The following is a 25,392-nucleotide window of genomic DNA, read 5'->3' as shown; positions in this document are numbered from 1 at the left end:
TCATCCACTTCATTGCAATTGGAGAAAAGCTGTTGATGTACTTCACCTTTGTTGCTGCCTGAATTTCCACTGTCCATTCAGTCTCTGTTTGCTGCCCACAACAAGATTACTAGGTCAACTCTCCATTTTTATATTAAGAAATGCTTACTGGATTGTTCATGTATGTTTGATATACTACCATGTCTGTGATAGAAGTCAATAGTCTGTGTTGAGTGGCTATAACATTTGATGTAACAATTAGATTGACATTGAGCTTAGAAAATTTATAATTCCCTTTCCTTTTCAAGCTTTTTCATCTCTAATTCTAACTTCTTTTGCTCCAACTCTATTTGTTTTCCTTTTAATTCGTAGCTTTTCTTTTTATCATAACCATAATAAATAAGAGAAAAACCTGTTATGATTGTTATATAAAACCAAATACTCACCACTTCACCTCCAATACTTCCAGAACTTTACTTACGGTTGACTACCCATTCACTTCTTAAAAAAGACAATGTTGTCCTATTTAAATGCTAGTACTTTGAAAATATGCTACCTAATCGTATAACAGAAGTTGAAGAACTTATACACTATTTGAATTGCCCGCAAACATTAACAATAATTATAATTCATCTTAATTAATTTCAAATTCACACAACGCCAAAAACTGTAAAAATCGCTAACTCCATATAAGTTAGAAGTTTTATACATTCATTCTTACGAGCCTAGCACTTTCCAATTCAACTCGCATTGTTCATCAAAATCATTTCTCACTAAACTAGTGTAGATTTCATGTAATAGCCTTCCCACTTTTTCTTTCTCATTACGCTCTATTAACTTTTCCAATGAATGTTCATCGTATTTTATCTTCGTAAACCAAAAAGCAAATGCAATTGAATAAATGTCACTTAACACATTTTTTTCGTCCACTGTTAAAGGTCTTTCAGTAAGATATCCCTGAATAAAATGCTGAAAAAGACTAGCTCGATCGTTATCTGTTAATCCAAAAGATAAATCCATTTCATATGCTAGTAACAATCCCTCTAGTACCATGTCACCAACAAGCGTTTCATCACCTGCAATGTTATAGTCAAAAATACCAATGGTGTCGCCTACGTACGTCAAATTATTAATGGAAATGTCACCTTGTGTTGCAAACCTCGGTAACGTGTTCCAATGTACCCTAATTTTTTCTAGCCTCTTATGATAGAGCTCTTTTATTTTCTGGTACATTGTCACATCTATGTTGTGGGTTTCACTTAGCTCGCAAAACGTATTGTACCCACTGACTTCGTTATATCCAAGTAAATCGAATATCGTACTTTGTCCAATTAGACAGTTTCCATTCTCTGAAAGTGTATGTATTTTCCCCATCAATTCCCCTACTTTCATGGCAAGATGAGCGTCAAGAGTTCGTATTTCCTCACCTATGTAATCCTCAACGGTAATATCTACATACATATAATCCAGTTTATATTGAATACAGTACTTATCTTCGCTCAAATATCTTCTTGGCGTCGAAATCCCTTGACTTCTCAAGTATTCAGAAAAGGCACTTTGAGATTCAATAATATGGGAAGGATGTTTATCTTCCCTTACGAATTTTATTACGAGCGAATCTCTATCGGTAAAATCCACTTTAGATATTATTTTTAATTCGTTCTCATCACGATAATGAATAAAATCATAAACAGTAGTCACTTGTCCTTTAATGTTATAAAGAGACAATACTTCTTTTATAATTTCCAATCCGATGGTCATAGAACTCTCCCCCTTGAGTCATAGCTGAGTTTCTTTAGAAAGGCACGATTGATTCATATTCGATATTTACAATACGTTTTATCGCCAACCAGTTAAAAAGTAGAGCCGTCAACCAATTTTAAAAATATTAAACCCATGCCACTTGCTCGCCTCAGTAAAAAGATAACATCTCGTCTTTTCGATCTTTCAATTCCTTCAGTACGAATGCGCGATGTGCTACAAGTTCAGGAAACTGGTAGAAGAAATTCACTTTTCTTTCTGGTACAGTTTGTGGATTATCATTGTATGGCGTTAACATAAAATGAGAAAAAGTTTCTGCTATATCTTCATAAGGATGTACCGTAGCATACGTTGACACGAAAGAATCTTTTTGTTCTTCATAAAAAGCAAGTCTTTCTTCAATAGTCCCGTAACCAGTTTGCAGCCATTGCTCGTCATAATCCTTCCAAAAAGCTTCATAAAATAGGGTCATATAACTGTCATCGTTATAACACTCTTTGAATGGAATGGAATGATAGCGATCTGCAGCACAGTTATCCGATTTGACGAAATCCGTTTCATTCCATGTCAGCATATGGCCAAATTCATGCATGAGAATTCTGATCATATCTGCTTGCAACGTTTGTGTGATCATATTTGAAGGTAACACCAATTTCCTTTCATATATATCAACATGTGGGTACACATCCTCCTGGAACACAATCATTTGAATATTAGCTTTGTCTCGATCGAACAACACACTCACAAGCTCAACTAGGTTCTTAAAAATACTCACTTCTTCACCCTGTGTTCTAACAAATGCGTTGTCTACTAATTCATAGCGAGCGCTAATTATTTTTTCGTCTTCTGTGTTACGCGCCGAAATTTAGAAGGATCATCACTTGTATTCACTTTCAAATAGGACATGTGATTGGTAGTTTTCAGGAAACCATAAAAACTAATAAAATGTTCATCTCCATATGTGTCCCCTAGATCACGGCACTCGCCAACTGTTTGACAGATCTCTGATTCAATCGACATTGACCAATAATGATCATCGACTTTTGCATCTGCTTGACCGTCCACAACTGCACTCTCTTTCTCTTCCGAGTCTACTGCTGGCTTTTCATCCTCCACACATCCAGCGAGTAAAATTCCAAACGCCGCTACCATCGCTGCGATTTTTCTTTTGAACATATCCTTTCCCCCTCGTTCAATTACATTGATAGGTGTCGTGTTCTTTACAATCTAAAAGAGTACACTGCCTAATTCTTCTTCCATATATTATAAAAAATTACACCTGATGTATTAGTTTTATAATATCAAACTTTTCGCAATTATTCAGACAAAATCTTTTACACAATAAGGCCAACACTATTAAGTTGACAAATTCCTCATTCTTTATTCTTCAGCTTTATATTTTAGGTCCAAATGGAGATGTAATACTATTGAAAAGGCCAAACAGAAACGTTTAATCTAGTTTGTTAAAAACACTCCTTAAACATGTGTCTACTTAGCATAATTGTGGTAAACTAAGGATATACTAAAAAAGACTAGGTGCGCTAACACCCAGTCAATGCAGCTGACATCCGCATGAAGTGCGGTTGACCAGTTGATAAGATGTTTGAATAGAAAAAGTAACCACCTCATCTACTTTGGTCGTAGCGGAGGGTGGTTACTTTTTTCTGTTGATGAATAGAGCAATTATCGCTACAACCGCTGTTACCGTTGCTACGAGAAACATTCCAAATTGGAATAACATATTCATTGCATCGTATGTCACCATATAAACACCCCCTTTCTCAAGGGAGTGTCAACCGCCCATCCGCTTTATGTAGCTGCTTATACCATTCTAGCACGTTTATGTATTGTTAGCAGGTTAGTTAGATTAATGACCTCTGCAATAAATTTCAGCAATCTTTTTTTGAAATAAATTCATAAAAAAACCGCCAACCCCATACAGGTTGACAGTTTTCTCATTTTTCATCCTTCCCAGCCAAACACTTTCCGATCCCAATGGCGATGTGCCGCCACTGCATCGACAAATGCTTTGCCGAACTTAGAAGAATCTTCTCCTTTAATGACTCCCGGGCCTTCTTCTGCGTCAGAAGCTTCAAAGAACGTTTTTCCAGTAGATGCAACGGCAATCGGTTTGTAATGCTTATACGCTTCGTTGATGAACTCTACTGTATCCATCGTGAATTTTTTCATGTTGTCAGCTTCTCCACCGACTACATAAATAGCGTCATACAACGTCGAATGGACAGTTAAAAATGTTTCATCGACTTCAACTGCCAAGTCGTTTTTACCGTAAACAACACCAAATTTATCGCTGACGACGTCAACGGTCATGCCAGCTTCCACACATGCATTGACGACTGACTCTACTTCCTCACCGTCAAATCCTTTGCCGATCAGCACGGCCACTTTTCGTGTGTTTGGAAGTTTCGCTGTCGTCAGTTGGCTTAATGCCGGTGACGTCTCGGTCACTTGAGATTCTTCAACATCTGTCGGGAACTCAGCCCCTACTGCTTCCGCCACTGCTGTTGCTAGACCGACATCGACATTCGCAAACATGTCGACAACTTGCTGGCGAATCTCTTTGTTTTTCACTTTCCCGACTTCGAAACTGAATGCATCGACAATATGTTTTTTCTCGGTTTTCGACATACTGTTCCAGAACAACTTCGCTTGGGAGAAATGATCTTTGAATGAATCGCTTCGTGCCTGGATTTTCCGTCCTTCTACTTTTTCTTCATAATGCACATATCCACCCTCTTCTTCACTCGAGGTGGAAGGTGTATTATCCGCTAAAGAGTTTTTATGGTAACTTACTTGGCCGACATTGATTGTCTGCCTGCCATAACCGTCCCGCTGATTATTATGGAACGGACAAACAGGGCGATTAATCGGCAACTCGTGGAAATTCGGTCCGCCTAACCGAATCAGTTGTGTATCCGTATAGGAGAACAATCTGCCTTGTAGCAGTGGATCATTCGTAAAGTCGATACCCGGTACAACATGACCAGGATGGAATGCGACTTGTTCGGTTTCAGCGAAAACATTGTCCACATTACGGTTTAACGTCATCTTCCCGATAATTTTTACAGGAACTTGTTCTTCAGGCCAAATCTTTGTCGGATCGAGAATATCGAAGTCAAACATGAATTCATCTTTCTCGTCAATGAGTTGGACACCTAATTCAAATTCCACAAAATCTCCATTTTCAATCGCTTCCCATAAGTCGCGACGATGGAAGTCGGGGTCTTTCCCACTAATTTTTTGTGCTTCATCCCACACTAATGAATGCACACCTAGTTTCGGCTTCCAATGGAATTTCACGAAATGCGCTTTCCCTTCCGCATTCACAAAACGGAACGTATGGACACCGAAACCTTCCATCATTCTAAAACTGCGTGGGATGGCACGGTCCGATAGATGCCACATGATCATATGGGCAGACTCTTGGTTGTTCGCGACAAAATCCCAAAACGTATCATGGGCGGAAGCTGCTTGAGGCATTTCATTATGGGGTTCAGGCTTTACTGCGTGAATTAAATCCGGGAATTTAATGGCATCTTGAATGAAAAATACAGGCATATTATTGCCGACTAAATCGTAATTCCCTTCCTCTGTGTAAAATTTCACGGCAAATCCTCGCACATCACGAACCGTCTCAGCCGATCCCCGACTCCCTGCCACTGTAGAAAAACGCGTAAAAACAGGCGTTTTGGATCCAGGTTTTTGCAAAAATGCTGCCTTTGTATAGTCTTTCATTGACTCGTATAATTCAAACTCGCCATGAGCAGCAAATCCTCTTGCGTGGACGACACGCTCTGGAATACGCTCATGGTCAAAGTGTGTCATTTTTTCACGGAAATGAAAATCCTCCATTAACGTCGGTCCTCTGGAACCGGCTTTCAAGGAATGTTCGTCTTCGGATATTTTTAATCCTTGATTGGTCGTCATTTTCTTCCCTTTATCGAGTGAACGATACTGATCGAGCTGTTTGTCTTTGCTTAAGCGTTCATTGTTTGCGGTCAAAACAATTCCTCCAGTCGATTTTGTAGTCACCTACTCTATTCCCGACTGGACCGACTCAAAACGTATAAAATTTTACACATTCACACCAACAGAATAGCCGATCAACGCACTAAACAAACCCAACCCGTATGTAGAGAGAATATATCCTACAAACGCCTTCCGATTTCCACTCTCCCATAACAACACAAACTCCTTATTCAACGTGGAGAAAGTGGTTAGAGAACCTGCTAAACCGGAAACGAGAAAGAGCGTCCAAAGCAGCGATAGTTGTAAGCCGAAAACAACACCAAGTAGTAATGATCCTGTTACATTGACGACAAGTGTACCAATCGGAAGCCCGTCCTCTTTGTTTAACTTAGCGGAGAAAAAATAACGGACAATCGCACCGATACATCCACCCATCGCTACAACAACACCCTCCATCATCGTCATGCCCGCACCCACTTTCGACCGAGCCGCATACCGACAAACCCTAAATAGAGCCCTACGGTAACACTTGCCAATAAATAGCTACTAGCAATCATTCCATTACCTCTTTGGAATAAATCAACCGTTTCCATACTGACTGCGGAAAACGTCGTAAAGGAGCCAAAAAAACCTGTCGTCACAGCAGTTTGAGCTGTACCATTTTGAACGAACCGTTGCAAAAGCCCTCCTCCAAGTAAACAAAGGAGGAACGTACCGATCATGTTTGCGATGAATGTGGCAAGCGGAAATACGGTTAATCCATGCAAAAACTCCCCTATAGCCACTCGGCTGAGTGCACCGATCGCTCCTGCTATGCCAACATATAACGCTACCTTCATACGTCCACCTCTTCCAGTAAGCGTCGCGTTAAAATCATTTCAAGAGAAAGGCGTTTTTCAGACTTATCAAATTGAATGTGGATGTCGGCTTCCCCGATGTCAACAATCGTTCCTCGCCCAAAAACGCGATGGGAAACGGGCATACCGACTGCTAACTTTCCTCTCTCACTAATACCATTTGGATTGTCGGCTTCATTCACTTTTTTACGTTTCAATAATTTCTCTTTTTCAATGATGCGATCTTCCGGTTTCATGAGGATGGCCCGCACTTCATTGACAAACTGGGAATCCTCTTTCGATTTCCCATTGTGCTGTTGGTACGAAAGTAATTCTAACCGTTCTTTTGCACGTGTCATCCCGACGTAAAATAACCTGCGTGCTTCTTCCAACAGGAGTGGATCCGTCTCATCCTCTTCAGACGGAATGACCCCTTTTACTAAGTCGATCATGAAGACGCGTCTAAATTCCAACCCTTTTGCGCTATGGAAAGTGGATAACGTCAACGCATTTGCCGGGGGATTAAATTTTGCTTGTTGGACAGCTACTTCCAACTCTTTCAATCGATTTGCAAATTCCACCATCGTCCGTACTTGCGACGCAATGCCTTCAAGCGTATCCAAAATTCCGAGAAGGTGTTCAATCCGGTAACCGAATTTTTCTGCACGGCTTTTTAGCGCATCTTCATATTCCAATTCGTAACGAATGACTCGAATCACTTGAGCCGGGCGCATGTCAGGAATCTTTTTGTATACAGCTTTATAAGCAGTGAGCTTATCCTTTTGTGTATTTTTCAGTTGGACGGTTTGCATAAAAGCATCAAATACATTGCCATCCGTGTCTTTTCCAAGGAATTCATTGAGCATCGTACGGGAAATGAATAGATTGAGCTTCATAGCGATTTTTGCAAAAATGTCTTTCCGTTCGACATTGAAACTGAGGCGCATAAAGTTCAGCATATCTTCAACGACCCAATGGGAGAAGAATTTGTCGTCAGCGTCTTTCATGTAAAACGGAATGCCTCTACGATGCAGTTCATTCACATACAATGTCGAAGACGCATTATTGCGGAATAAAATCGCGATTTCGTTCAAATGCTGCTCATTTAACAATTCATACGTAATGTATTCAAGTTGACGTTTCTGATCTTCAAATTGCCGAATATGTATGGGTCCTGCATCGCCATTTGCGGTCATCATTTCTTTCTCATAGCGGTGTTTATTTCGCTTAATAAATTTTGCAGCAGTCTCAACAATTTCTTTTGAAGAACGATAGTTTTGTTCCATCATGAGCAGTTGTGCATCGGGATAAACCTTTTTGAAATCGAGCAAGTATTGAGGGTCTGCCCCGCGCCACGTATAGATCGATTGGTCATCATCCGCCACAACACAGAGATTTCCATGATGGGCGACTAAGTGCTCTACTATTCGGTGCTGTACAAGTGACGTATCTTGGCTTTCATCCGTCAACAAGTAATCGTATTGTTGTCGGAATCGATCTGCAATCTGCTCATCTGTCCGTAAAGCTTGTTCCGCAATCGTTAACATATCATCGAAATCAAGCAACAGATGCCCCGGTGTTTTTGATTTCAATTGCTCATATTTCAACGCAATTTCACCAGCCCGACCAAACGGGCAAGAAACGTTTTCCCAGTCTTTGAAAGGGACCATCTGATTTTTCAACGCACTAATGAATGTGGAGAGCGCATTCAATTCATCCTCTGTTCCATCGTCTTTTAACACTTGTTTATACAGATTTTTTAGGATTTGTGATTTGTGGAGTCCTGTTTTCCCTCTCCCACCTTCAATTAATTCATACGAGACGCCAGTCTTTGTCATGTACGTTCGCGTAATGGCAAATCCTAAGCTATGGATTGTTGAAAAGTCAATCGGTGGGTGTTGAGGAAAAAGACGTTTGAAACGTTCGGTCATGTCTTTTGCAGCCGATTTACTGAACGTAATCGCTTTGATGCGGGATGGATGCACGTTTTGCTCTTCGATTAAATAGCCGATTCGCATAATCATCGTCGTTGTTTTCCCTGAACCTGGGCAAGCTAATAACAACAGCGGACCATCCGTCTGGACGACTGCCTGCTGCTGGACGCTATTCAATTCAATTTGTAATTCGTTCTTTTTCCTAGTAAAAAAATCAGTCATGCATAGATACTCCTTCTTCTGACGTTGTATATAATTTACCATATGTATGTACAATTGTAGAGCTGATGCTCCATCGAACACAGTTCCATGAAAAAAGTAGAAGTTCGGATGATGAACAACCCGAACTTCTACTTCCCATTATACGATGTTAAAAGCCACCTGATTCAAGGCGATCGTTTTGGATATCCACTTTTTCCTTCTTGCTACCTTGGTACGCAGTCGACGCCACTTCATTCGTTCTTCGTTGTTCGTCTGTATACTCGGTCTCTGTAAACTCTGCTCGGTTCGTGTCGGTTTGACCTGTTTGCTTGTTGTGTTTGTCCTGTTTTGTCATGGTCATCACTCCTTCATGAGTAGTCTTATTCAGAATACCCGAAAGAAGAAGATTTACTCATGACAAGTCCATTCCGTATGCAACAAGGAAAAGTTGGGCATCATACGACTTCCCGCCTTGCCTTAAATAGCTACGGAGGATCCCTTCTTTTTGAAACCCGAATTTCTCTAAAAGACCAATGGAAGCACTATTTTCTAAAAACGTGACAGCACCCATTCGATGTAGGCCTAATTCTTTAAAAGAATAGGTCAATACTGCTTGTAGTGCTTCAGATGTAATTCCACTACGCCAATAGCCCGGATGGATTTCATAACCGATTTCTGCCCGTTTCATGCCCATCGACAAAAGATTTAATCCAATCGTTCCAACGAAATGTTGCTCATCCTTCAATAGGATTGCCCAGCGTATTCCTCGTTTTGCTTCATAGCTTGAGTTGAAATGATGCACCAGTTTTTCTGCTTGACCAACTTCTGTCATCGGCTCGCTACCATAATATTGAAGTAGTTTCTGGTTGGAAAAATTTTTGAATAAGGCTGGTGCATGTTCTACCTTCACTTCAACTAATTGAAGCCGCTCTGTCGTCAATTCAGGGAATGTCATCTGCAACTACCTCCGATTTACTACGAATGGGTAATGACTGTATGTGCAAGCTTGATTGGATTGTATTCCTTTACATACTGTTCTTCTGCTGGAAAATACCTATTTTCATATTTTGCAAGAATAGCCGCTTTGTCACCTATATAGCCATCTCGGTCAAGAACACGCGCTAGTCGGGTTTCTTTATTAACATCGATATAGTACACATGCGAAAAATAGGATCGAAGTGTGGCACGTTGAAGAAATACGCCTTCAAGAATAACCGTTGACCCTACCGGAATTTGTATTCTTTTTAAATCGTACGTATCGGTTTCTTTATGATAAAATTGGATGATTTGGTCAATCGGTTCACCGTCAAACAGAGGACGGATGAGTGTTTGCAACAAATAGTCATACCGCCACTGAGCGTGGTAGTAAGCTTCCCATTCTTCGTATTTTTCGTCGTAACGAATTTTTCGCGGGTGTATAAAATCATCCAAGTGAAACAAGTACGCTCTCTTAAATGTTTGTTGCAACCTTTTCGAAAAAGTCGTTTTTCCTGACCCGCCTAATCCATCCACTCCAATAATGGTCGTTTTCACTTATTTCGGAATCCCGATTGAATTAAATGGATAAAACCTAAAGCCTACTTTTCCAACGACTGCACTTTCATCGATACAACCTATTGTTCTACTATCTGTACTATTTCGTCGGTTATCCCCTAATACAAACAATTGTCCTTCCGGCACGGTAACTTCAAAGTCCTCAGTCAGTTTCTGATTTTCGAAAATCCGTTCTTTGTTCGCTTGGACATACGTCTCTTCATATTCTTTTCCATTAATGAAGAGTTTGTCATCTTTCATGACAACTGTATCGCCTGGTAGTCCAATGACGCGCTTAATATAGTCTTCCTTTGAACCAGGTGCATGGAAGACGATCAGATCAAAATGATCGAGTTTGTGGATCTTGGAGATGACAACTCGGTTTTCCGATTCAAAAGTCGGTTCCATTGATTGACCTGACACGAGGACGGGTGCAAAGAGGAATTGTCGGATGACAAAAACAAGTACACATGCAATGACGATGGATTTAATCCAGGACCAAACTTCTTTTTTCGTTTCTGTTTTCAATGAAAAGCCTCCCATTCCAATACGTCGTTGGAAAACGTATCGGTTCGTTCTCTTATTCTATGTTTATCGATGAAACAACTTGCTCTCTTTTTAGCATGAGCATTGACCAAGGACCCGTTGACGCGTGTCTCTTGCTTGTCTAACAGTCAATTAATTACGATAAATGTTTTGTACAATTGAACAGTTCACATCGGTTTTTATCATCCGCTAGTTCAATTACCGTTAGTGATGTATTCGCTAAACTTTTTTCATAGGCAGGATCAGGGACAAGTGCTTGGATCATTCGCTTTATGAAACTGCCATGACTAACAACTAACACTCTTTTTCCTTTGTGTTGTTGTTGGATTTCCGTTAAGCATTCCGTACCTCTTGCAAGAATTAATTCGGCAGGTTCAAAGCCCATATCGAGTTGTCTCCAGCCTTCTCCCCACTTTTCAATCCGTTCTGCTTCTGTCGTCCCTTCAATCTTTCCGCCTCCCACTTCACGGAGGCGAGGATCAATCCGAACGTCCACATTCCCCATTTTTTGCGCAATGACTTCAGCAGTTTGCTTTGCTCGGAGTTGCTGGCTTGAATAGATGACGTCCCATTGTTCATCCGCCAAACGATCAGCAACACGCGCTGCCATCTCAAATCCCTCTTCGTCTAACGGGATATCAGAGCTCCCTTGGGCCCTTCCTTCCTTATTCCAAGCTGTTACACCATGTCTTACAAATCCAATAATTGTCATTCGAATCCCCCTCATGTCATTGTACTACACGATATAGCCGAGTGAACGGAGAACATTATTCATGAACGATTCGGTGTACAAGTAAACTTCTTCCCGTTCAGGCTCTTGATACAAATCATGGTAGAGATGCTTCCATTGTTTATATTGAAACTCGGTTAGTTGTTGTTTTAGTAACCATTTCTTAGCAAACGCCGTTTCTGTAAGTTTGTCATTGCCGCCTGTTTGCAGTAAGACGGGGACGTTAAAGATCGTGTCCTCATGAATATTAATAGACTTCATCATCGCTTGTAGCTCACGATACCAAGAAGCAACAACTGTGGAACTATAATGCCTATCGTTTTGAAACTCGACATACATATCATAGTTGCGCGTCAACAATTCAATCGTCACGTCATGCTTCACTTTCATGGAGCTCGACAACTTTGTTAACATCCCTGAAAGTCTCGGGGGTTGATGGGACAGTGCTAGCCATGGAGAACTGAGGATTACGCCCGCACATTCCAGTTTTTCTTTTTGCAAAATGTCCATAACCAATGTTGCACCGAGACCATGCCCTACTACAAAAAGAGGCAAATTGTCTTGCAATGCTACTTCTATTAATTTCTTAATGTGCTCTATGTAAGAAGCAAACGATTCATCATGCGTCTTTCTTCCACTTTCGGCACCATGTCCAGGCAAGTCAGTCGTGACAACATGAAAACCGCCATTACGCAGCTTTTGAATGAGCCATGCATACCTCCTATGATGTTCATATGCACTATGGACAATGACGACGACTGCTTTTGGCTGTCCTTCCGCTTCCCATTTCCACATGCGTCTCACCTCCGTTCCTTTCGCTACAAGAAAGAGATTCCCTTTCTGTACGGAAAGGATTTATGATACGATAAATTATACACGATTTTAAGGAAAGAGGAGATGTTGATGATTTATCCATACAATGGAAAGTCACCACAAATCGATCCTTCTGTCTATGTGGCAGAATACGCGACAATTACTGGGGATGTCACGATTGGCGCAAACAGTTCGATTTGGTTTAATACGGTCATTCGTGGTGATGTTGCGCCAACAATTATTGGTGAACGAGTTAGCATTCAAGACCTCAGTTGTCTTCATCAAAGTCCAGGGAAGACACTACTCATTGAAGACGATGTAACAGTTGGCCATAAAGCATTATTACATAGCTGTATTATTCGAAAAGGAGCGCTCATTGGAATGGGTTCCATTATTCTCGATGGTGCTGAAATTGGTGAAGGTGCCTTCATCGGCGCAGGAGCGCTTGTTCCTCCGGGTAAGAAAATCCCACCTGGTTGCCTTGCATTAGGGTCTCCTGCCAAAGTTGTCCGCGATTTAAATGAAGAGGATCGCAAAGAAATGGAACGCGTTGTCAACAGTTACATCGAAAAAGGGCAAATATATAAGCAAATGCAAAAGTAAACGGGTCGTTAGAGACGAATTGTGATAGCTTGTAACATTAAAATACCATTTAAGACTGAAACAGGTGCTGCTCACTCGAGCTGCACCTTTATTTCTTAACTGCTACTAATAGGATGATAATCGCTGCTATGCTAACTAGTGCTATCCCGCCAATGACCAATAATAATAAAATGCTCAAAGCCAACTACACCCCTCACCCTCCTCCGACTTATAGATTTAGACGCTTTGCTAATGGAATAGTTTCCTACTATTACGGTGTCCACTGTAGCCAAAAAAACCGAGAAGCAAGGATGCTTCCCGGTTTGTAGATACTTATTGCGTGACAACGCCAGCTTTTTCCACTAACGCAGCCGCTTTATCTGTTTGTTCCCATGGCAATTCGATATCCGTACGCCCAAAATGTCCATAAGCAGCTGTTTGTTTGTAGATTGGACGACGAAGGTCAAGCATTTTAATGATGCCTGCTGGACGAAGGTCGAACAATTCTCGAACAATTTCAACGAGCTTGCTTTCAGCGACTTTTCCTGTGCCGAATGTATCGATGGAAATGGATACTGGCTTAGCAACACCAATTGCATATGCGAGTTGCACTTCACAACGTTCAGCCAATCCTGCTGCTACGATATTTTTTGCCACATAGCGTGCCGCGTAAGATGCAGAGCGGTCCACTTTTGTCGCGTCTTTCCCTGAAAATGCACCGCCACCATGACGGGCGTAACCGCCATACGTATCAACGATGATTTTCCGTCCTGTTAGACCAGCGTCCCCTTGAGGTCCACCGATAACGAAACGGCCAGATGGATTAATGAAGTATTTTGTTTCATCATCTAACAATTCCGCAGGGACGACTGGCAGAATAACATGCTCTTTTATTTCTTTTTGTATTTGTGCAAGTGGCGTATCCGGGTGATGTTGTGTTGAGATAACAATTGTATCGATGCGAACTGGTTTGTCGTTTTCGTCATACTCAACGGTCACTTGCGTTTTACCGTCCGGACGTAAATAGGAAAGAATTTCTTCTTTACGCACGTACGCTAGTCTACGTGAAAGTTTATGGGATAAACTAATTGGCAACGGCATGAGTTCAGGTGTTTCATTACACGCAAAACCGAACATTAATCCTTGGTCCCCAGCTCCAATTGCTTCAAGTTCCTCATCTGTCATTGTTCCTTCACGCGCTTCAAGTGCTTGGTCGACACTTGCTGCAATATCCGGTGACTGTTCATCGATCGATGTCAAGACGGAAGATGTCTCCCAATCGAAACCAAATTTAGCACGCGTGTACCCAATTTCCTTCACAGTATCACGAACAACTTTTGGAATATCCACATACGTTGTTGTAGTAATTTCCCCAATGACGAGCACGAGACCAGTTGTAATGGTCGTTTCACACGCAACACGTGCATTCGGGTCTTCTTCAAGGATTGCATCCAAAATGGCATCCGAGATTTGGTCACACATTTTGTCAGGATGTCCTTCAGTTACCGATTCTGATGTAAACAAACGGCGATTAGTCAATGTAATTTCCTCCTTAACAGCTTGCAAATATTGATACGGTACTCTATTTGTCCCAGTTTTGTTCCACGCCTGAAGAGAGTCGACGTCAACATACACAAGGATTAAGGGCATATAAAATCGATTAGGCCTCGGCAAATTTTGACTTCCGCCGTAGGCTTATATTTATTTAGTAGGCATTTCAAACGCCAGCTAGAGGTTCGTTGACCGTCTTACACGTCTCTCCCTCTACAATCATTGACATAAAGCTAAATAAATATAAAAAGCCCTTCGCTCACGTAAATACATGAGGAAAGGCATGATTTCAAAAGCAGCACCTTTCACTCTTATCGTCCAAGGAATCGTACCTTGCTCCAGGTTTGGCACCTTTTCGCAGACAATGTCCGCGCAGGTTGCCGGGCTTCATAGGGCCTGTCCCTCCGCCAGCTCGGGATAAGAGTATCCGTTCATTTACCTATGCTACGAAAAAGATTGGATTTTGTCAAATCTTTTCTGAGTTTAGTGCTTGAGTTTTTAATTAGTATAGATTATTATTCTAAATGTGTTATACTATTTACGGAAATGTGATGAAACCCACACGATGGGATTACATGCAAAGGACGGTAAGATACTATGATCTCAGCGAAAATTGAAAATGGACTAAACGAGTTGCTCTCAGGCAACAACGTCAATGTACAGCCTTCAGTGGCGGAATTGGTTGAAAAGGCGACTGCTCGCGGAGAAGCGAAACTTTCATCAGATGGCGCAATTACTGCAAAAACTGGAAAGTACACTGGCCGTTCACCAGAAGATAAATATATTGTAGAAGAAGCTTCAACAAAAGATAAAATCGATTGGGGCAAAGTGAATCGCCCGATCTCATCTGAAATTTTCGATTCCCTATATACGAAAGTACTAAATCACTTGAAAACGAAAGACGAATTGTTCGTATTCAAAGGCTTTGCAGGTGCAGATAAAGACTCTCAATTGTCACTTCAAGTGATTAATGAATACGCGTGGCAAAACTTGTTTGTCCACAATCTATTCATCCGCCCAACTGCGGAAGAGTTGAAAACACACGAAGCACAATTTACGATTCTTGCTGCTCCATCTTTCAAAGCAGATCCTGCTGTTGACGGCACAAAATCCGAAACATTTATCATTGTATCACTTGAGAAGCGAATTGTGTTAATTGGTGGCACAGAATATGCTGGAGAAATGAAAAAATCTATTTTCTCTGTTATGAACTACTTGCTTCCTGAACAAGGAATTCTTCCAATGCATTGCTCCGCAAACGTTGGAGAAGAAGGCGACGTAGCTTTATTCTTTGGATTATCAGGTACTGGTAAAACTACCCTATCAGCAGATGCTCACCGTAAATTGATCGGTGATGATGAGCACGGTTGGTCAGATAATGGCGTATTCAATATCGAAGGTGGATGTTACGCGAAATGTATCAATTTATCACAAGAAAAAGAACCTGAAATCTTTGGTGCAATCCAATTTGGTTCAGTTTTAGAGAACGTAGTGGTAGACGAAGAAACACGAGTACCGGACTATGACGATAATTCATTGACTGAAAACACACGTGCGGCATATCCGATCCACAACATTGAAAACATCGTGACACCTTCTGTCGCTGGTCATCCGAAAGCAATCGTATTCTTGACTGCGGACGCATTCGGCGTATTGCCTCCAATCTCTAAATTGACGAAAGAGCAAGCGATGTACCACTTCCTAAGTGGCTTCACGTCCAAACTTGCAGGAACAGAGCGTGGTGTCACATCACCAGAAGCGACATTCTCAACTTGTTTCGGATCTCCTTTCCTACCATTGCCAGCAACTGTGTATGCTGAAATGCTAGGAAAGAAAATTGACAAACACGATGCACAAGTATTCCTCGTCAATACAGGCTGGACAGGTGGCGTTTACGGCGTCGGACAACGTATGTCGTTAAAACACACACGTACAATGGTTCGCGCTGCAATCGCAGGTGAATTGAATGACGTTGAATACGAAATCAACGAAGTATTCGGTTTGGCTATGCCAAAAGCAATCGAAGGTGTTCCAACAGAAGTGTTGAACCCGCGCAACGCTTGGGCTGATCCAGCAGCATACGACGAAAAAGCAAACGAACTTGCGGACTTGTTCCGTGAAAACTTCAAGAAGTTCGGTCACGTTTCAGAAGAAATCACGCTTAAAGGTGGACCAACTGCTTAATAAATACCGAAAAATCCAAGTGCTCATTGCGAGCCTTGGATTTTTTGTTTGTTATAGTGTATTTCTCAACTCAACTAGTTGTAAAACTAGTATTTAACGTAGATTTGTTCAGGGGACCCCATTCACGCTAAGAATATCCACTGTATCTTTGTAAACCGATATACAATTCTAATCCCTGTTTCTATCTTTACATCCTGCTAGTTTCATCTCTCTTATTCGCGATCTCATCAGCACGGTTTGCTATTTCGCGTTTCAACACTTTTGTTCGTCTGTATGCAAGGTTCCATTTACTGACGAGCTGTTGAAATAGTTCTTTGAAATTTTCATATGGTGGATTCTGAAGCTTTTTTACTGCTGTTGAATTTTTAACTGATGCCAAGTCGATGGAATTCTTATTTAAAAATAGCCAATAAACAAGCCTGTGTCTTTGAATACATATTGTTTTGTGATGGACAATAGGGTAAAGTTAACATAATTTTATAAATATAACTAGATAAGCATTGCAAATCAATCATAGTCATTTGATTCCTAACAATATCCGTGACGTTTGATACATCCTACATAAAAAATAGGGAGGGTTATTCATCAAAAGGATTTTATTTTCAAGTGTAATCTGTCTCTTGTTCTTAACGGGTTGCAGTAATTTGTCAGCCACAAGTGAGGAAACAACTAGGTTTCCTGGCCATAAAAGCGCGTGGGAAGATCCTATAAATATTACACAAGAGGATGCAGAACGAATCGCATTAGATCAAGCTAAATTAGATGGACACGACTCACCTAAAATTTCTTCCGACTGGAATACAATGATGCAAAGTGTATACTCTATAAAATATGAACGGGATGTTTTAGTATATAGAATCCATGTAAATTCTGCTGAAGGACCTGCTAAAGAGTACTTATTCGATGTTTTATACTATATAAGTACTAATAGTGGAGAAATAATTGTTTCAAATCATTAAATATTGATTAATAGACTTATAACAAAAAAGTCATGTTCTGTGATATAACGTCAGAACATGACTTTTTATTGATTTTCGTATCATCTATCCACTCTAACAAAATGGAAGTAAGAATGGTTGGTTTGGGCGTGGGAAGGCTTGTTTTACACGATTTCCATGAGTAAAAGGTGATATACTAGGACATCACCCATCTACTCCCCCTATTGAAGATCTCTTTTACTAAACATTTTCATCCCGAATGCTATCAAGACGATTCCGAGTAGTACGACCAAACTAGCTATTGTACCATTCACCTGTTCAATCGGCACCTTTGGGACATAGCCGAAGGGAGATAGCTTGCCTAGCCAGTCTGGGAATTGCAGCAGACCGCCCATATAGACGACAATAAAAGAATAGATCAAATAGACCCATATCGCGTTTGAGCGCGACGGCAACAGCCCAATTAGAAGGACTACCATCCCAATCATCACAAGAATCGCAGGGACATTTACGTATACCGCTTTCAGTAACAAACCAATCGACAGATTTTCTGTTAATACGGCAGAACTAGCACTCCATAATCCAAGAGCACCCACACCTAACATGACGATGGAAGTTAGAAAGGATAATAGGACGTATTCGCTCAGTAATCGAATCCTTGAAACCGAGCGACTGAGTATTGCATCTAACCGTCCTTTCTTTTCCTCACGTCTCACTTTAAGCATGACCATTAAGACAGGAATTGTACCAATCATGGCGATGACCGACATGAGCATCGGAATGAATTGTTCCAGTAATGAGAACCCTTCTACAGGCTGTAGCATTTGTGCGAGCATTTCATTTTCCAAGAAAAATGATTCCAAGTCTCCTAAGACGGATCCATATGAAAGACCTAGAACGAACATACCGATTGCCCACGAATAGAGGGCTGTTCTCTGGAGCCTGAAAGCAAGGCCAAATGAAGTTTGCAGGAAAACAGAGGCACTTTTCCTCCCTCTCCTCGCTCGTATGTATCCTGCCCCTAGATCACGTAAAGCGTGCAAGTAGAAGGCAATACAAGCGATCACTAATGCGCCTGCCAACGTAAGCACAATTGGCCACCAATAATTATTCACAAATACTTCTGCTGCTAACACCCAACCTAGAGGTGAGAACCAGGAAAGAATAGCGTTTCCTGCGTCTCCGACAGCTCGAAGCAAATAAGCTAATCCAAGGATTGAAAATGACAAACCAATCGTACCTCTCGCACTTTCAGAAAGCTGGGCAAAGAGAGCAGTAACTACTCCAAAGAAAATTCCAGTTACACCTAACGCTGCACCGTACAGCATTGAACCGACTAGATCGATACTTTCAATCTGTAAAGCGAGTAGACCAATTGCTGTTACGATCGCTAACAATACGTTGAAAGCTCCATTTAGTAACAGTGTCGCCCCAATATTTGTTAACCCACCGACTGGCAATGCCCGAAGCAATTCGAAACGACCATCTTCTTCCTCTGCTCTTGTATGTCGGTTGACAAACAAAATACTCATAATGGCAACTGCCACTGCTGTAAACAACAACATTTGATGAGCAAGCATCGCGCCAGTTGTATAGGCATCTAGTCCGTATCCTTTTCCTATCATTGCCGACATGGCTGGATTTTTCATTGTTTCTGCAATGGCTTGTCGCTCTTGTTCAGTTTGATAAAGACCTGTAAACGAAATCGCGGTCAACCATGTCAGCGCACTTATTGAAAATAGCCACACGAATAACCTGACACGATCTCTACGGAGGATAAACCGACTCATTGTGAATAGATTCCTAAACATCTCGGTTCGCATTAGGAATCAGCCCCTTCATAATGGCGCATGAACAAATCCTCCAGTGTCGGCGGGGCACTTTCCAATGAAACAATTCCAAATGTGCTGATCGTTGCCATTACATGCTCCATTACATCAGCATCTACTTGAAATGAATAAGCATTTCCAGTTTGATTGATTTGGTGAACTCCCTGCATTGTATGAAGGGCAGTAAGGGGCTCTCTCGTTTGAACGACAAGATGTACACGGGTTAAATGACGTAATTCATCCAATGTACCGGCTTCTATAATTTCGCCTTGACGGATGATGGCAACCTTGTCACAAAGTCGTTCTACTTCGGATAAAATATGACTGGATAAGAAAATGCTTTTCCCTTCACGCTTCAATTCCTTGACACTTTCTTGAAAAACCTTTTCCATTAACGGGTCTAAGCCGGATGTCGGTTCATCGAAAATGAACAAATCGGCGTTTGAAGAGAAGGCTGCTACAAGCGCAACCTTTTGGCGGTTTCCTTTTGAATACGTTCGGCACTTCTTTGTAGGATCAAGACCAAAGCGCTCCAGCCATTCACTCCGCCGATTTGAAACATTTTCACCTCGAAGCTTGGTAAACAAATCAATAACTTCGCCTCCGGTCAAATTGGGCCATAAATTTACATCCCCAGGGACATAGGCCAGACGTTTATGGATTTCAACCGCATCCTTCCATGCATCCATTCCAAAAATTGTGGACTGTCCGCTTGTCGCCCTCAACATGCCAAGTAAAAGTCGAATCGTTGTTGACTTACCAGCCCCATTTGGCCCAATAAAACCATATACCTCCCCTTCTTCAACCGACATACTTACTTTGTTCAGTGCTGTGAAATTCCCAAAACGCTTCGTTAGTTCAATCGTCTCCAACACCGCCATCTTAATGGCCCCCCTTATAAAATGCTTTTTTCATGACGCCAACATATTCATGAAACTCCGCAAAATAGTTCTCCAAGTTTCGCACATCTATGTTTTCATTCTGCAGTCGAACCGTTATTTCTTCTTCGTATCCGCGAAACGCCCATTGAATAATTTTGATCGCTTTCTCTGAATCAATCTCTTCACGAAACAAGTCCGTATCAATTTTGGAATACAAACGTTGATGTGTTTTTTGCTCCAACACTCGAATTTTTTCTTTTATGGTTTCATCGAGCTGCTCCGCATCATTGATCATTACTTTCGCCATGAAATTCATTGCATTCGGATACTGTGTTAAAAATGCCAACTTTTGAATGGCTACGTTTTTAAATCGTTCAAACAAATCAGGTGCATCAGACAGTTTATTTAAAAACTCCTTTTCCGTCTTTTCAATTGCATACTCAATAAGGAATAAAAACAGCTCATGCTTGTTCGTAAAGTAATAAAACAACATCCCCTTTCCAATCCCTGCATTTTTCACAATTTGGTTAGTAGAAGCTAATTCATAGCCTTTTTCAGTAAATTCATTGAATGCTGCGTTTATGATTTTTTGTCGTTTTTCAACTTCTAGATTAGAAAATGCCTTCATCGTTTACCCACCTTTACCCATTAGACCGATGTGGTCGAATCCACTATATCAATCATCGACCACATTGGTCAATACAAATTTTTCAGAACATACAAAAACCCTTCACTCGTATTGAGCAAAGGGCTTGAACATTTTTTACAAAGGCAGTAATTTCACTGTATCTTTCTGTTTTAACATATCGATCATTTTCAACCACTTGTCTGGTTTGTTGGAGAGGACGGAATAGTAGTCCGTTAGAAAATCAACAATGAGTGTAGATTGAACAGCATTTGTCTCTTCATCCATCGGCATAAAACAGAAATCTAAGCCTTCCACTGCTTCCCCATCATTTTTCCAAGATGGATGCACGTAGGAGAAGTCTAAGCGTTTGTAGCCAAGATGCGACAACACTTCCCGGCGAACATACGGATTCATCGCATACACATTTCCGAATGCAAAATCTTCACGTGCTTGCGGATTATAAATTTCGGCAAACATCCCGAACAATACTTTACCGTTTTCTGCTGCTAACTGTTTTAAATCCTCTTCACGCTTTTTCGCGAGGAATCGACCAATGCCCAACCCTGTTTTCCCAATAATCGTAAAATCGGTCATTGCAATATTCCATTGCGGATAATAGCGGTATTCTGTAGACCCAACGACTTCCCCATCATGTACTGCAACAAACACCCGGATGCTTGGATCTTCCAATGGTTCTTTCCAAAGATTGAATTCCAACACTTCTTCAGGTGGAAACACTTCACCGAGTAACGTATGCATTTTCGGAAACAATGGATCTTCAATTGATGTGATGCGAACATATTCCATGTACAATTCCCCCTAATTGACAGTTACGTATGGAACGGATTTTTCCATTCCATGAGCAACGCATAATTTTTTGATGCTTCATCTTCCAAGTAATCTTCTATAAGCATGACTGGCATTCTACCCGTCGTTAATAGAAAGGAAACGACTGGATCTCGAAGCGTCCCTGCGACTACTTTTTCAATGTATTGAGCTGCAGTCATTTCGTTCGCAACTGCCCCATATCCTGGCATCCTGCCGCCACCGAGTACTCGTTGCACGTCGAGTTTGATGACAAGGTGGTACATTGCGTTCATGAGCCATTTTCCAAGCCCCGCTTTCCGAAATGCAGGATGAATACAAATGTCGACAATATACAATGCATTGCCGTTTGGATCGTGCGTTCGAATATAGCCGTTATCCGTTACTACTTCCCAACGATGTGACAGATCATTATCGTTCATTGAAACACGTAAACTCGTAATTGAGCCGATGAGTGTGCCGTTGCTTTCAATACAAATCGCACCTTCAGGAAACCGTTGTACATGTTCAATCAGTTGCTGACGATTCCACCACAATTCTTCCGGAAAGGGCGGCGGAAAACAAGCTGCTTGCAAAGCAATCATCTCGTCAAAATCAGCCTCTGTATAATTTCGGATTACTATCGGCATGAACGTCCCTTCAAACAGAACAAATTGTTCACTGCGATACGTCATTGACTGTACCTCTTTGTGTACTGGAACCCCAATCTGTATACAAATCTGTCCGACGATCTCGCCATGTCGTGACAGAACCTTTTTCCCGTACTTCGTACAATAATGACAAATCCAAGTCAGCCGTCACCAACATATCGTTATTCAGTTCTCCTTCTGCTGCAAGCCCTTTTGGTGGGAACGGGATGTCATTTGGCGTAATGATGGCTGCTTGCCCGAAGTTTGCACGCATTAAGTCGACTGTCGGCAATGAACCAACTGTCCCCGTCAAGACAACATAGACTTGGTTTTCGATGGCACGTGCGTGACTCGTATACCGAACACGATGAAAACCGTGACGGTCATCCGTACAAGAAGGACAGAAAATGACATCGGCACCTGCTGCTTTCACCATACGTACAATTTCCGGAAATTCGATATCATAGCACGTTAAAATAGCAATTCTTCCTTTTGCTGTATCAAAAACTTTCAATTCATCGCCCGCAGCCATATTCCAACCTTCGATTTCAAAAGGGGTAATATGCAGTTTCGCCTGTTCACCAATTGTACCGTCTGGGAAAAACAAATGAGCGACATTATAAAGGCGCCCCTCACGCTGAATGACATGAGTGCCGCCCACGATATGCATGTTATAGTGTGTTGCAAGCCTTATGAACAATTGAAGATATTGCTCCGTAAAGCCAGGTAATGCTTCAATCCCCATCGCTCTACCGTTTTCATCCCCAATTGAAAGCAATTGTGTGGTGAAAAATTCGGGGAACAAAACAAACTCCGCTTCATACTCCTGAGCATTCCGAATGTAATGCTCACATTGATTGGCAAACTCCTCAAAAGAACGAATGGAATGTAGATGATACTGAACAGCAGAAACTCGAAGTTTCATCGTCTGACCTCCCTTAAAAACTGTTTAGCCTCATCATAATATAGGACGCTCGGAAAGTCATTGGTTATTTGCACAATTTACTGTTCAATAAAAAATTTACAAGTGATTGTCCATTTAATGCGTCTGTTGCTGTTTCATCCATATACATAGGTCCCGCACAGTTTGTGCATTTTGAGCAGCCGGAAAGTAATGAGTATACTCCGGAAAATACCATGTCTCATACTTACGATCGTGTTCTCGTAACGCATCTTCCAATAGGATCGCCTGCTCGAATGACACATTCTCATCTTTCATCCCATGAATGATGAGAATTGGTGCATTAATCTCGTTTACTCTAAATAACGCCGTCCGTTCCCGATAGGCATCAGGCATATTAATAGGCGTTCCGCCAATAACCCTTTTCATCATACGTCGCATATCTTTTCGCTCATTGTATGTGAAAATCACATCTGAAATCCCTGCCCAAGTGACGATGGAAGTAATGTCTTCACGTAGGATGGCGGTCCAAAGCGCCATGATTCCCCCTCTTGAAAAAGCGAAAAGATGGATACGATCTTGTTGAACATTGGGTTGATGCTTCAAAACATCAACAGCAAAGATCGCATCTTGCCTATCGTTTCCAGCAAATTCATCCCGTCCTTCGCCTCCTCGATTGCCTCGATAATAAGGCGCAAAGACGACAAATCCTTGTGACGCAAATTGGGCGATGCGAGCTGGCCGTACCATGCCGATATGTTGCATGCCGCCTCTCAAATAGACAATGCCTTCATACTTCCTGTCAGCTTTAGGAGTAGCAAGCATCCCTTTAACCCTTAATCCTTCTGACATATACGTAATTTCTTCCAATCGAATATGTGGATTGGGTGATGGATAGCCTCTTCTATGTATAATTGTCGCATTAGGAACCATTGGCATTCACCCATTGCCGAATTTTCTGCATGCCTGCATCTTTCATATGAAAACTCAAGGTTGTACAACCCTGTAATTGTTCATCCGTCAACCAAAAAGCCCCTTCTGTTTCATGCAATGTCGGCTGTTCGTCGATATGTGTCACGGTTCCTGTAAACACTGCCTTACAAAAGGGCTCTTCTCCATTGACAATGTATTCCGCAAAACGGACGAGATTCGTTATCGTTACCCCAGTTTCTTCGATTGTTTCCCGAATGGCAGCATCGATCACGGACTCACCTACTTCAGCTTTCCCACCAGGAAATTCAATTCCACGAATGGAATGACGAGTTAATAACCATTTCCCTTCGTGCTTCACAACAACGAGCACATGCCTCGCTTCCATGCCAAATCGATTCTCTCCAAACGTCAGCTCAACATGTGCTCCTTTTAAATCTTTGTAAGTTGTAATCATCGCCATCATCGTCCTTTCATTCCGATCAACGGACGAAAAACGAGCGGCTCGTTCATTTACGGAAGTGCCGGTCTTGTGAAATACGGCAGTCCTTCAATGAACTTTTTCGTTTCTTCATCCGAAAATTCATGGATCAATGCATAGATTTTCATTGTTTTGTCGTCTACTTCGTGGTTGTTCTTATCATAATGATAAGGGACGTACGGCAAGTGTGCACGTAAGAAATTCCTGAACTCCAACCGATCCATCTCTCTGAAGATCTGTTCAAATATCGGAAGAAATTCTCTACTCATTTCCACTTCGTACTCCCATGGTGATGCGTATTTATGCGGATAAACTTGCTGGCTTTGAACGGACACGTACATTTTCACTTTATCGCTTTCCATATGAACCCCACCTTTTTTTCGTAGTATGGTTCTTCGGAACAAAACGATTCATGTACAATTGTAGCAGAATAAAAAGCACGAATTCCTTCTCTCATTGGAATTCGTGCTTTTATCAGTTACGCCTTTTGATCGACGACTAATCCTTTATGAGGATGGGATGCTGTGGATGGCTGATTCGGTAAGCTTTGCAACATATCAGTTGCTGCAGTCGTATTCATTGCCATCGCTTTATGCATGACACTCAATTGAACAGTCGATTGCAAACTTCTCAATTGACTTGCCATAATGGAATTTAACTCCATTGTCCATTCCTCCTTTCACACTTCTATTATCGGAGGAATTGGATGA

The 25,392-nt window shown here is 41.5% G+C and carries 29 protein-coding genes and 1 riboswitch; of the genes, 3 read left to right on the top strand and 26 right to left on the bottom strand.

All coding sequences use genetic code 11. The annotated features are described in order from the left end of the window. Window positions 1-263 precede the first annotated feature (263 nt). The 15 genes from NRI27_RS04435 to NRI27_RS04365 all read right to left on the bottom strand — a co-directional run bounded on the left by NRI27_RS04435 (window position 264) and on the right by NRI27_RS04365 (window position 12,305). Window positions 264-425, bottom strand: coding sequence for a hypothetical protein (locus tag NRI27_RS04435; protein WP_317941924.1), 162 nt, complete (start codon window positions 423-425; stop codon window positions 264-266). Between the two features lie 271 nt (window positions 426-696). Beyond that, window positions 697-1,740: an aminoglycoside phosphotransferase/kinase family protein gene (locus NRI27_RS04430; RefSeq protein ID WP_371389718.1), complete on the bottom strand. Its 1,044-nt coding sequence runs from the start codon at window positions 1,738-1,740 to the stop codon at window positions 697-699. Window positions 1,741-1,891: 151 nt separating this feature from the next. Further along, the gene (locus tag NRI27_RS04425; RefSeq protein ID WP_371389717.1) at window positions 1,892-2,515 is read right to left on the bottom strand and encodes a putative zinc-binding metallopeptidase; all 624 of its coding nucleotides are present in this window, start codon (window positions 2,513-2,515) and stop codon (window positions 1,892-1,894) included. A 56-nt stretch (window positions 2,516-2,571) separates the two neighbouring features. Next, window positions 2,572-2,916: a hypothetical protein gene (locus NRI27_RS04420; protein ID WP_371389716.1), complete on the bottom strand. Its 345-nt coding sequence runs from the start codon at window positions 2,914-2,916 to the stop codon at window positions 2,572-2,574. 478 nt (window positions 2,917-3,394) lie between these two features. After that, window positions 3,395-3,505 (bottom strand): putative holin-like toxin, encoded by a 111-nt coding sequence (locus tag NRI27_RS04415; protein WP_371389714.1) that lies wholly within the window; start codon window positions 3,503-3,505, stop codon window positions 3,395-3,397. 197 nt (window positions 3,506-3,702) lie between these two features. After that, window positions 3,703-5,763 carry a catalase gene (locus NRI27_RS04410; RefSeq protein WP_371389713.1) on the bottom strand — a complete coding sequence of 687 codons (2,061 nt, stop codon included), beginning with the start codon at window positions 5,761-5,763 and terminating at the stop codon, window positions 3,703-3,705. A 72-nt stretch (window positions 5,764-5,835) separates the two neighbouring features. After that, window positions 5,836-6,195: a fluoride efflux transporter FluC gene (locus NRI27_RS04405; protein WP_371389712.1), complete on the bottom strand. Its 360-nt coding sequence runs from the start codon at window positions 6,193-6,195 to the stop codon at window positions 5,836-5,838. Continuing rightward, the gene (locus NRI27_RS04400) at window positions 6,192-6,569 is read right to left on the bottom strand and encodes a fluoride efflux transporter FluC (protein WP_371389711.1); all 378 of its coding nucleotides are present in this window, start codon (window positions 6,567-6,569) and stop codon (window positions 6,192-6,194) included. The genes NRI27_RS04405 and NRI27_RS04400 overlap by 4 nt, the downstream gene beginning before the upstream one ends. Then, a complete protein-coding gene (locus tag NRI27_RS04395) occupies window positions 6,566-8,722 on the bottom strand; it encodes an ATP-dependent helicase (RefSeq protein WP_371389710.1) in 2,157 nt (718 codons plus the stop codon). The genes NRI27_RS04400 and NRI27_RS04395 overlap by 4 nt, the downstream gene beginning before the upstream one ends. A 148-nt stretch (window positions 8,723-8,870) precedes the next feature. Further along, window positions 8,871-9,056, bottom strand: coding sequence for a hypothetical protein (locus NRI27_RS04390; protein ID WP_317946488.1), 186 nt, complete (start codon window positions 9,054-9,056; stop codon window positions 8,871-8,873). A 57-nt stretch (window positions 9,057-9,113) separates the two neighbouring features. Continuing rightward, window positions 9,114-9,656, bottom strand: coding sequence for a GNAT family N-acetyltransferase (locus NRI27_RS04385; protein ID WP_371389708.1), 543 nt, complete (start codon window positions 9,654-9,656; stop codon window positions 9,114-9,116). A gap of 20 nt (window positions 9,657-9,676) precedes the next feature. Then, window positions 9,677-10,234 carry a nucleoside/nucleotide kinase family protein gene (locus NRI27_RS04380; RefSeq protein ID WP_371389707.1) on the bottom strand — a complete coding sequence of 186 codons (558 nt, stop codon included), beginning with the start codon at window positions 10,232-10,234 and terminating at the stop codon, window positions 9,677-9,679. Beyond that, on the bottom strand, window positions 10,235-10,762 hold the full coding sequence (gene lepB, locus NRI27_RS04375) for a signal peptidase I (protein WP_371389706.1): 528 nt from the start codon (window positions 10,760-10,762) through the stop codon (window positions 10,235-10,237). 154 nt (window positions 10,763-10,916) lie between these two features. Further along, complete coding sequence (locus NRI27_RS04370; RefSeq protein WP_371389705.1) at window positions 10,917-11,492, bottom strand: histidine phosphatase family protein; 576 nt, start codon at window positions 11,490-11,492, stop codon at window positions 10,917-10,919. 24 nt (window positions 11,493-11,516) lie between these two features. Then, complete coding sequence (locus NRI27_RS04365; RefSeq protein WP_371389704.1) at window positions 11,517-12,305, bottom strand: alpha/beta hydrolase; 789 nt, start codon at window positions 12,303-12,305, stop codon at window positions 11,517-11,519. Window positions 12,306-12,413: 108 nt separating this feature from the next. On the opposite strand from NRI27_RS04365, the gene NRI27_RS04360 reads away from it, so the two are divergent. Continuing rightward, the gene (locus NRI27_RS04360; RefSeq protein WP_371389703.1) at window positions 12,414-12,926 is read left to right on the top strand and encodes a gamma carbonic anhydrase; all 513 of its coding nucleotides are present in this window, start codon (window positions 12,414-12,416) and stop codon (window positions 12,924-12,926) included. A 312-nt stretch (window positions 12,927-13,238) separates the two neighbouring features. Here the strand turns inward: NRI27_RS04360 and metK are convergent, their stop codons facing one another. Beyond that, window positions 13,239-14,444 carry a methionine adenosyltransferase gene (metK, locus tag NRI27_RS04355; RefSeq protein ID WP_371389702.1) on the bottom strand — a complete coding sequence of 402 codons (1,206 nt, stop codon included), beginning with the start codon at window positions 14,442-14,444 and terminating at the stop codon, window positions 13,239-13,241. Window positions 14,445-14,764: 320 nt separating this feature from the next. Beyond that, window positions 14,765-14,880, bottom strand: a riboswitch (SAM riboswitch). Window positions 14,881-15,053: 173 nt separating this feature from the next. Between metK and pckA the strand changes: the two genes are divergently transcribed. Together pckA and NRI27_RS04345 are read left to right on the top strand one after the other, a co-directional pair. Beyond that, complete coding sequence (pckA, locus tag NRI27_RS04350) at window positions 15,054-16,640, top strand: phosphoenolpyruvate carboxykinase (ATP) (RefSeq protein ID WP_371389701.1); 1,587 nt, start codon at window positions 15,054-15,056, stop codon at window positions 16,638-16,640. 644 nt (window positions 16,641-17,284) lie between these two features. Next, window positions 17,285-17,599, top strand: a complete 315-nt coding sequence (locus NRI27_RS04345; RefSeq protein WP_317946461.1) for a hypothetical protein — start codon at window positions 17,285-17,287, stop codon at window positions 17,597-17,599. Between the two features lie 200 nt (window positions 17,600-17,799). On the opposite strand, the gene NRI27_RS04340 is transcribed toward NRI27_RS04345, so the two are convergent. The 10 genes from NRI27_RS04340 to NRI27_RS04295 form a co-directional block, all read right to left on the bottom strand. Next, window positions 17,800-19,368 (bottom strand): ABC transporter permease, encoded by a 1,569-nt coding sequence (locus NRI27_RS04340; protein ID WP_371389700.1) that lies wholly within the window; start codon window positions 19,366-19,368, stop codon window positions 17,800-17,802. A 32-nt stretch (window positions 19,369-19,400) separates the two neighbouring features. After that, on the bottom strand, window positions 19,401-20,288 hold the full coding sequence (locus tag NRI27_RS04335; protein ID WP_371389699.1) for an ABC transporter ATP-binding protein: 888 nt from the start codon (window positions 20,286-20,288) through the stop codon (window positions 19,401-19,403). A 1-nt stretch (window position 20,289) separates the two neighbouring features. Continuing rightward, window positions 20,290-20,916 (bottom strand): TetR/AcrR family transcriptional regulator, encoded by a 627-nt coding sequence (locus NRI27_RS04330; RefSeq protein ID WP_371389698.1) that lies wholly within the window; start codon window positions 20,914-20,916, stop codon window positions 20,290-20,292. 135 nt (window positions 20,917-21,051) lie between these two features. Next, window positions 21,052-21,723: a GNAT family N-acetyltransferase gene (locus NRI27_RS04325; RefSeq protein ID WP_371389696.1), complete on the bottom strand. Its 672-nt coding sequence runs from the start codon at window positions 21,721-21,723 to the stop codon at window positions 21,052-21,054. 23 nt (window positions 21,724-21,746) lie between these two features. Further along, the gene (locus tag NRI27_RS04320; protein WP_371389695.1) at window positions 21,747-22,415 is read right to left on the bottom strand and encodes a GNAT family N-acetyltransferase; all 669 of its coding nucleotides are present in this window, start codon (window positions 22,413-22,415) and stop codon (window positions 21,747-21,749) included. Then, window positions 22,399-23,295: a carbon-nitrogen hydrolase family protein gene (locus tag NRI27_RS04315; RefSeq protein ID WP_371389694.1), complete on the bottom strand. Its 897-nt coding sequence runs from the start codon at window positions 23,293-23,295 to the stop codon at window positions 22,399-22,401. The genes NRI27_RS04320 and NRI27_RS04315 overlap by 17 nt, the downstream gene beginning before the upstream one ends. A gap of 114 nt (window positions 23,296-23,409) precedes the next feature. Beyond that, the gene (locus NRI27_RS04310; RefSeq protein WP_371389692.1) at window positions 23,410-24,204 is read right to left on the bottom strand and encodes an alpha/beta hydrolase family protein; all 795 of its coding nucleotides are present in this window, start codon (window positions 24,202-24,204) and stop codon (window positions 23,410-23,412) included. Then, window positions 24,194-24,658: an NUDIX domain-containing protein gene (locus tag NRI27_RS04305; RefSeq protein WP_371389691.1), complete on the bottom strand. Its 465-nt coding sequence runs from the start codon at window positions 24,656-24,658 to the stop codon at window positions 24,194-24,196. The genes NRI27_RS04310 and NRI27_RS04305 overlap by 11 nt, the downstream gene beginning before the upstream one ends. Before the next feature lie 56 nt (window positions 24,659-24,714). After that, on the bottom strand, window positions 24,715-25,044 hold the full coding sequence (locus tag NRI27_RS04300) for a transposase (RefSeq protein WP_317946443.1): 330 nt from the start codon (window positions 25,042-25,044) through the stop codon (window positions 24,715-24,717). Window positions 25,045-25,160: 116 nt separating this feature from the next. After that, the gene (locus NRI27_RS04295; protein WP_371389690.1) at window positions 25,161-25,346 is read right to left on the bottom strand and encodes a putative motility protein; all 186 of its coding nucleotides are present in this window, start codon (window positions 25,344-25,346) and stop codon (window positions 25,161-25,163) included. Window positions 25,347-25,392: the final 46 nt, after the last annotated feature.

Origin of the sequence: Sporosarcina sp. OR05 (genome assembly GCF_041414805.1) — a bacterium.
GTDB classification, from domain to species: Bacteria; Bacillota; Bacilli; order Bacillales_A; family Planococcaceae; genus Sporosarcina; species Sporosarcina saromensis.
The sequence above is the reverse complement of the archived record's forward strand: the minus strand, read 5'-3'. Positions and strand labels throughout refer to the sequence as shown.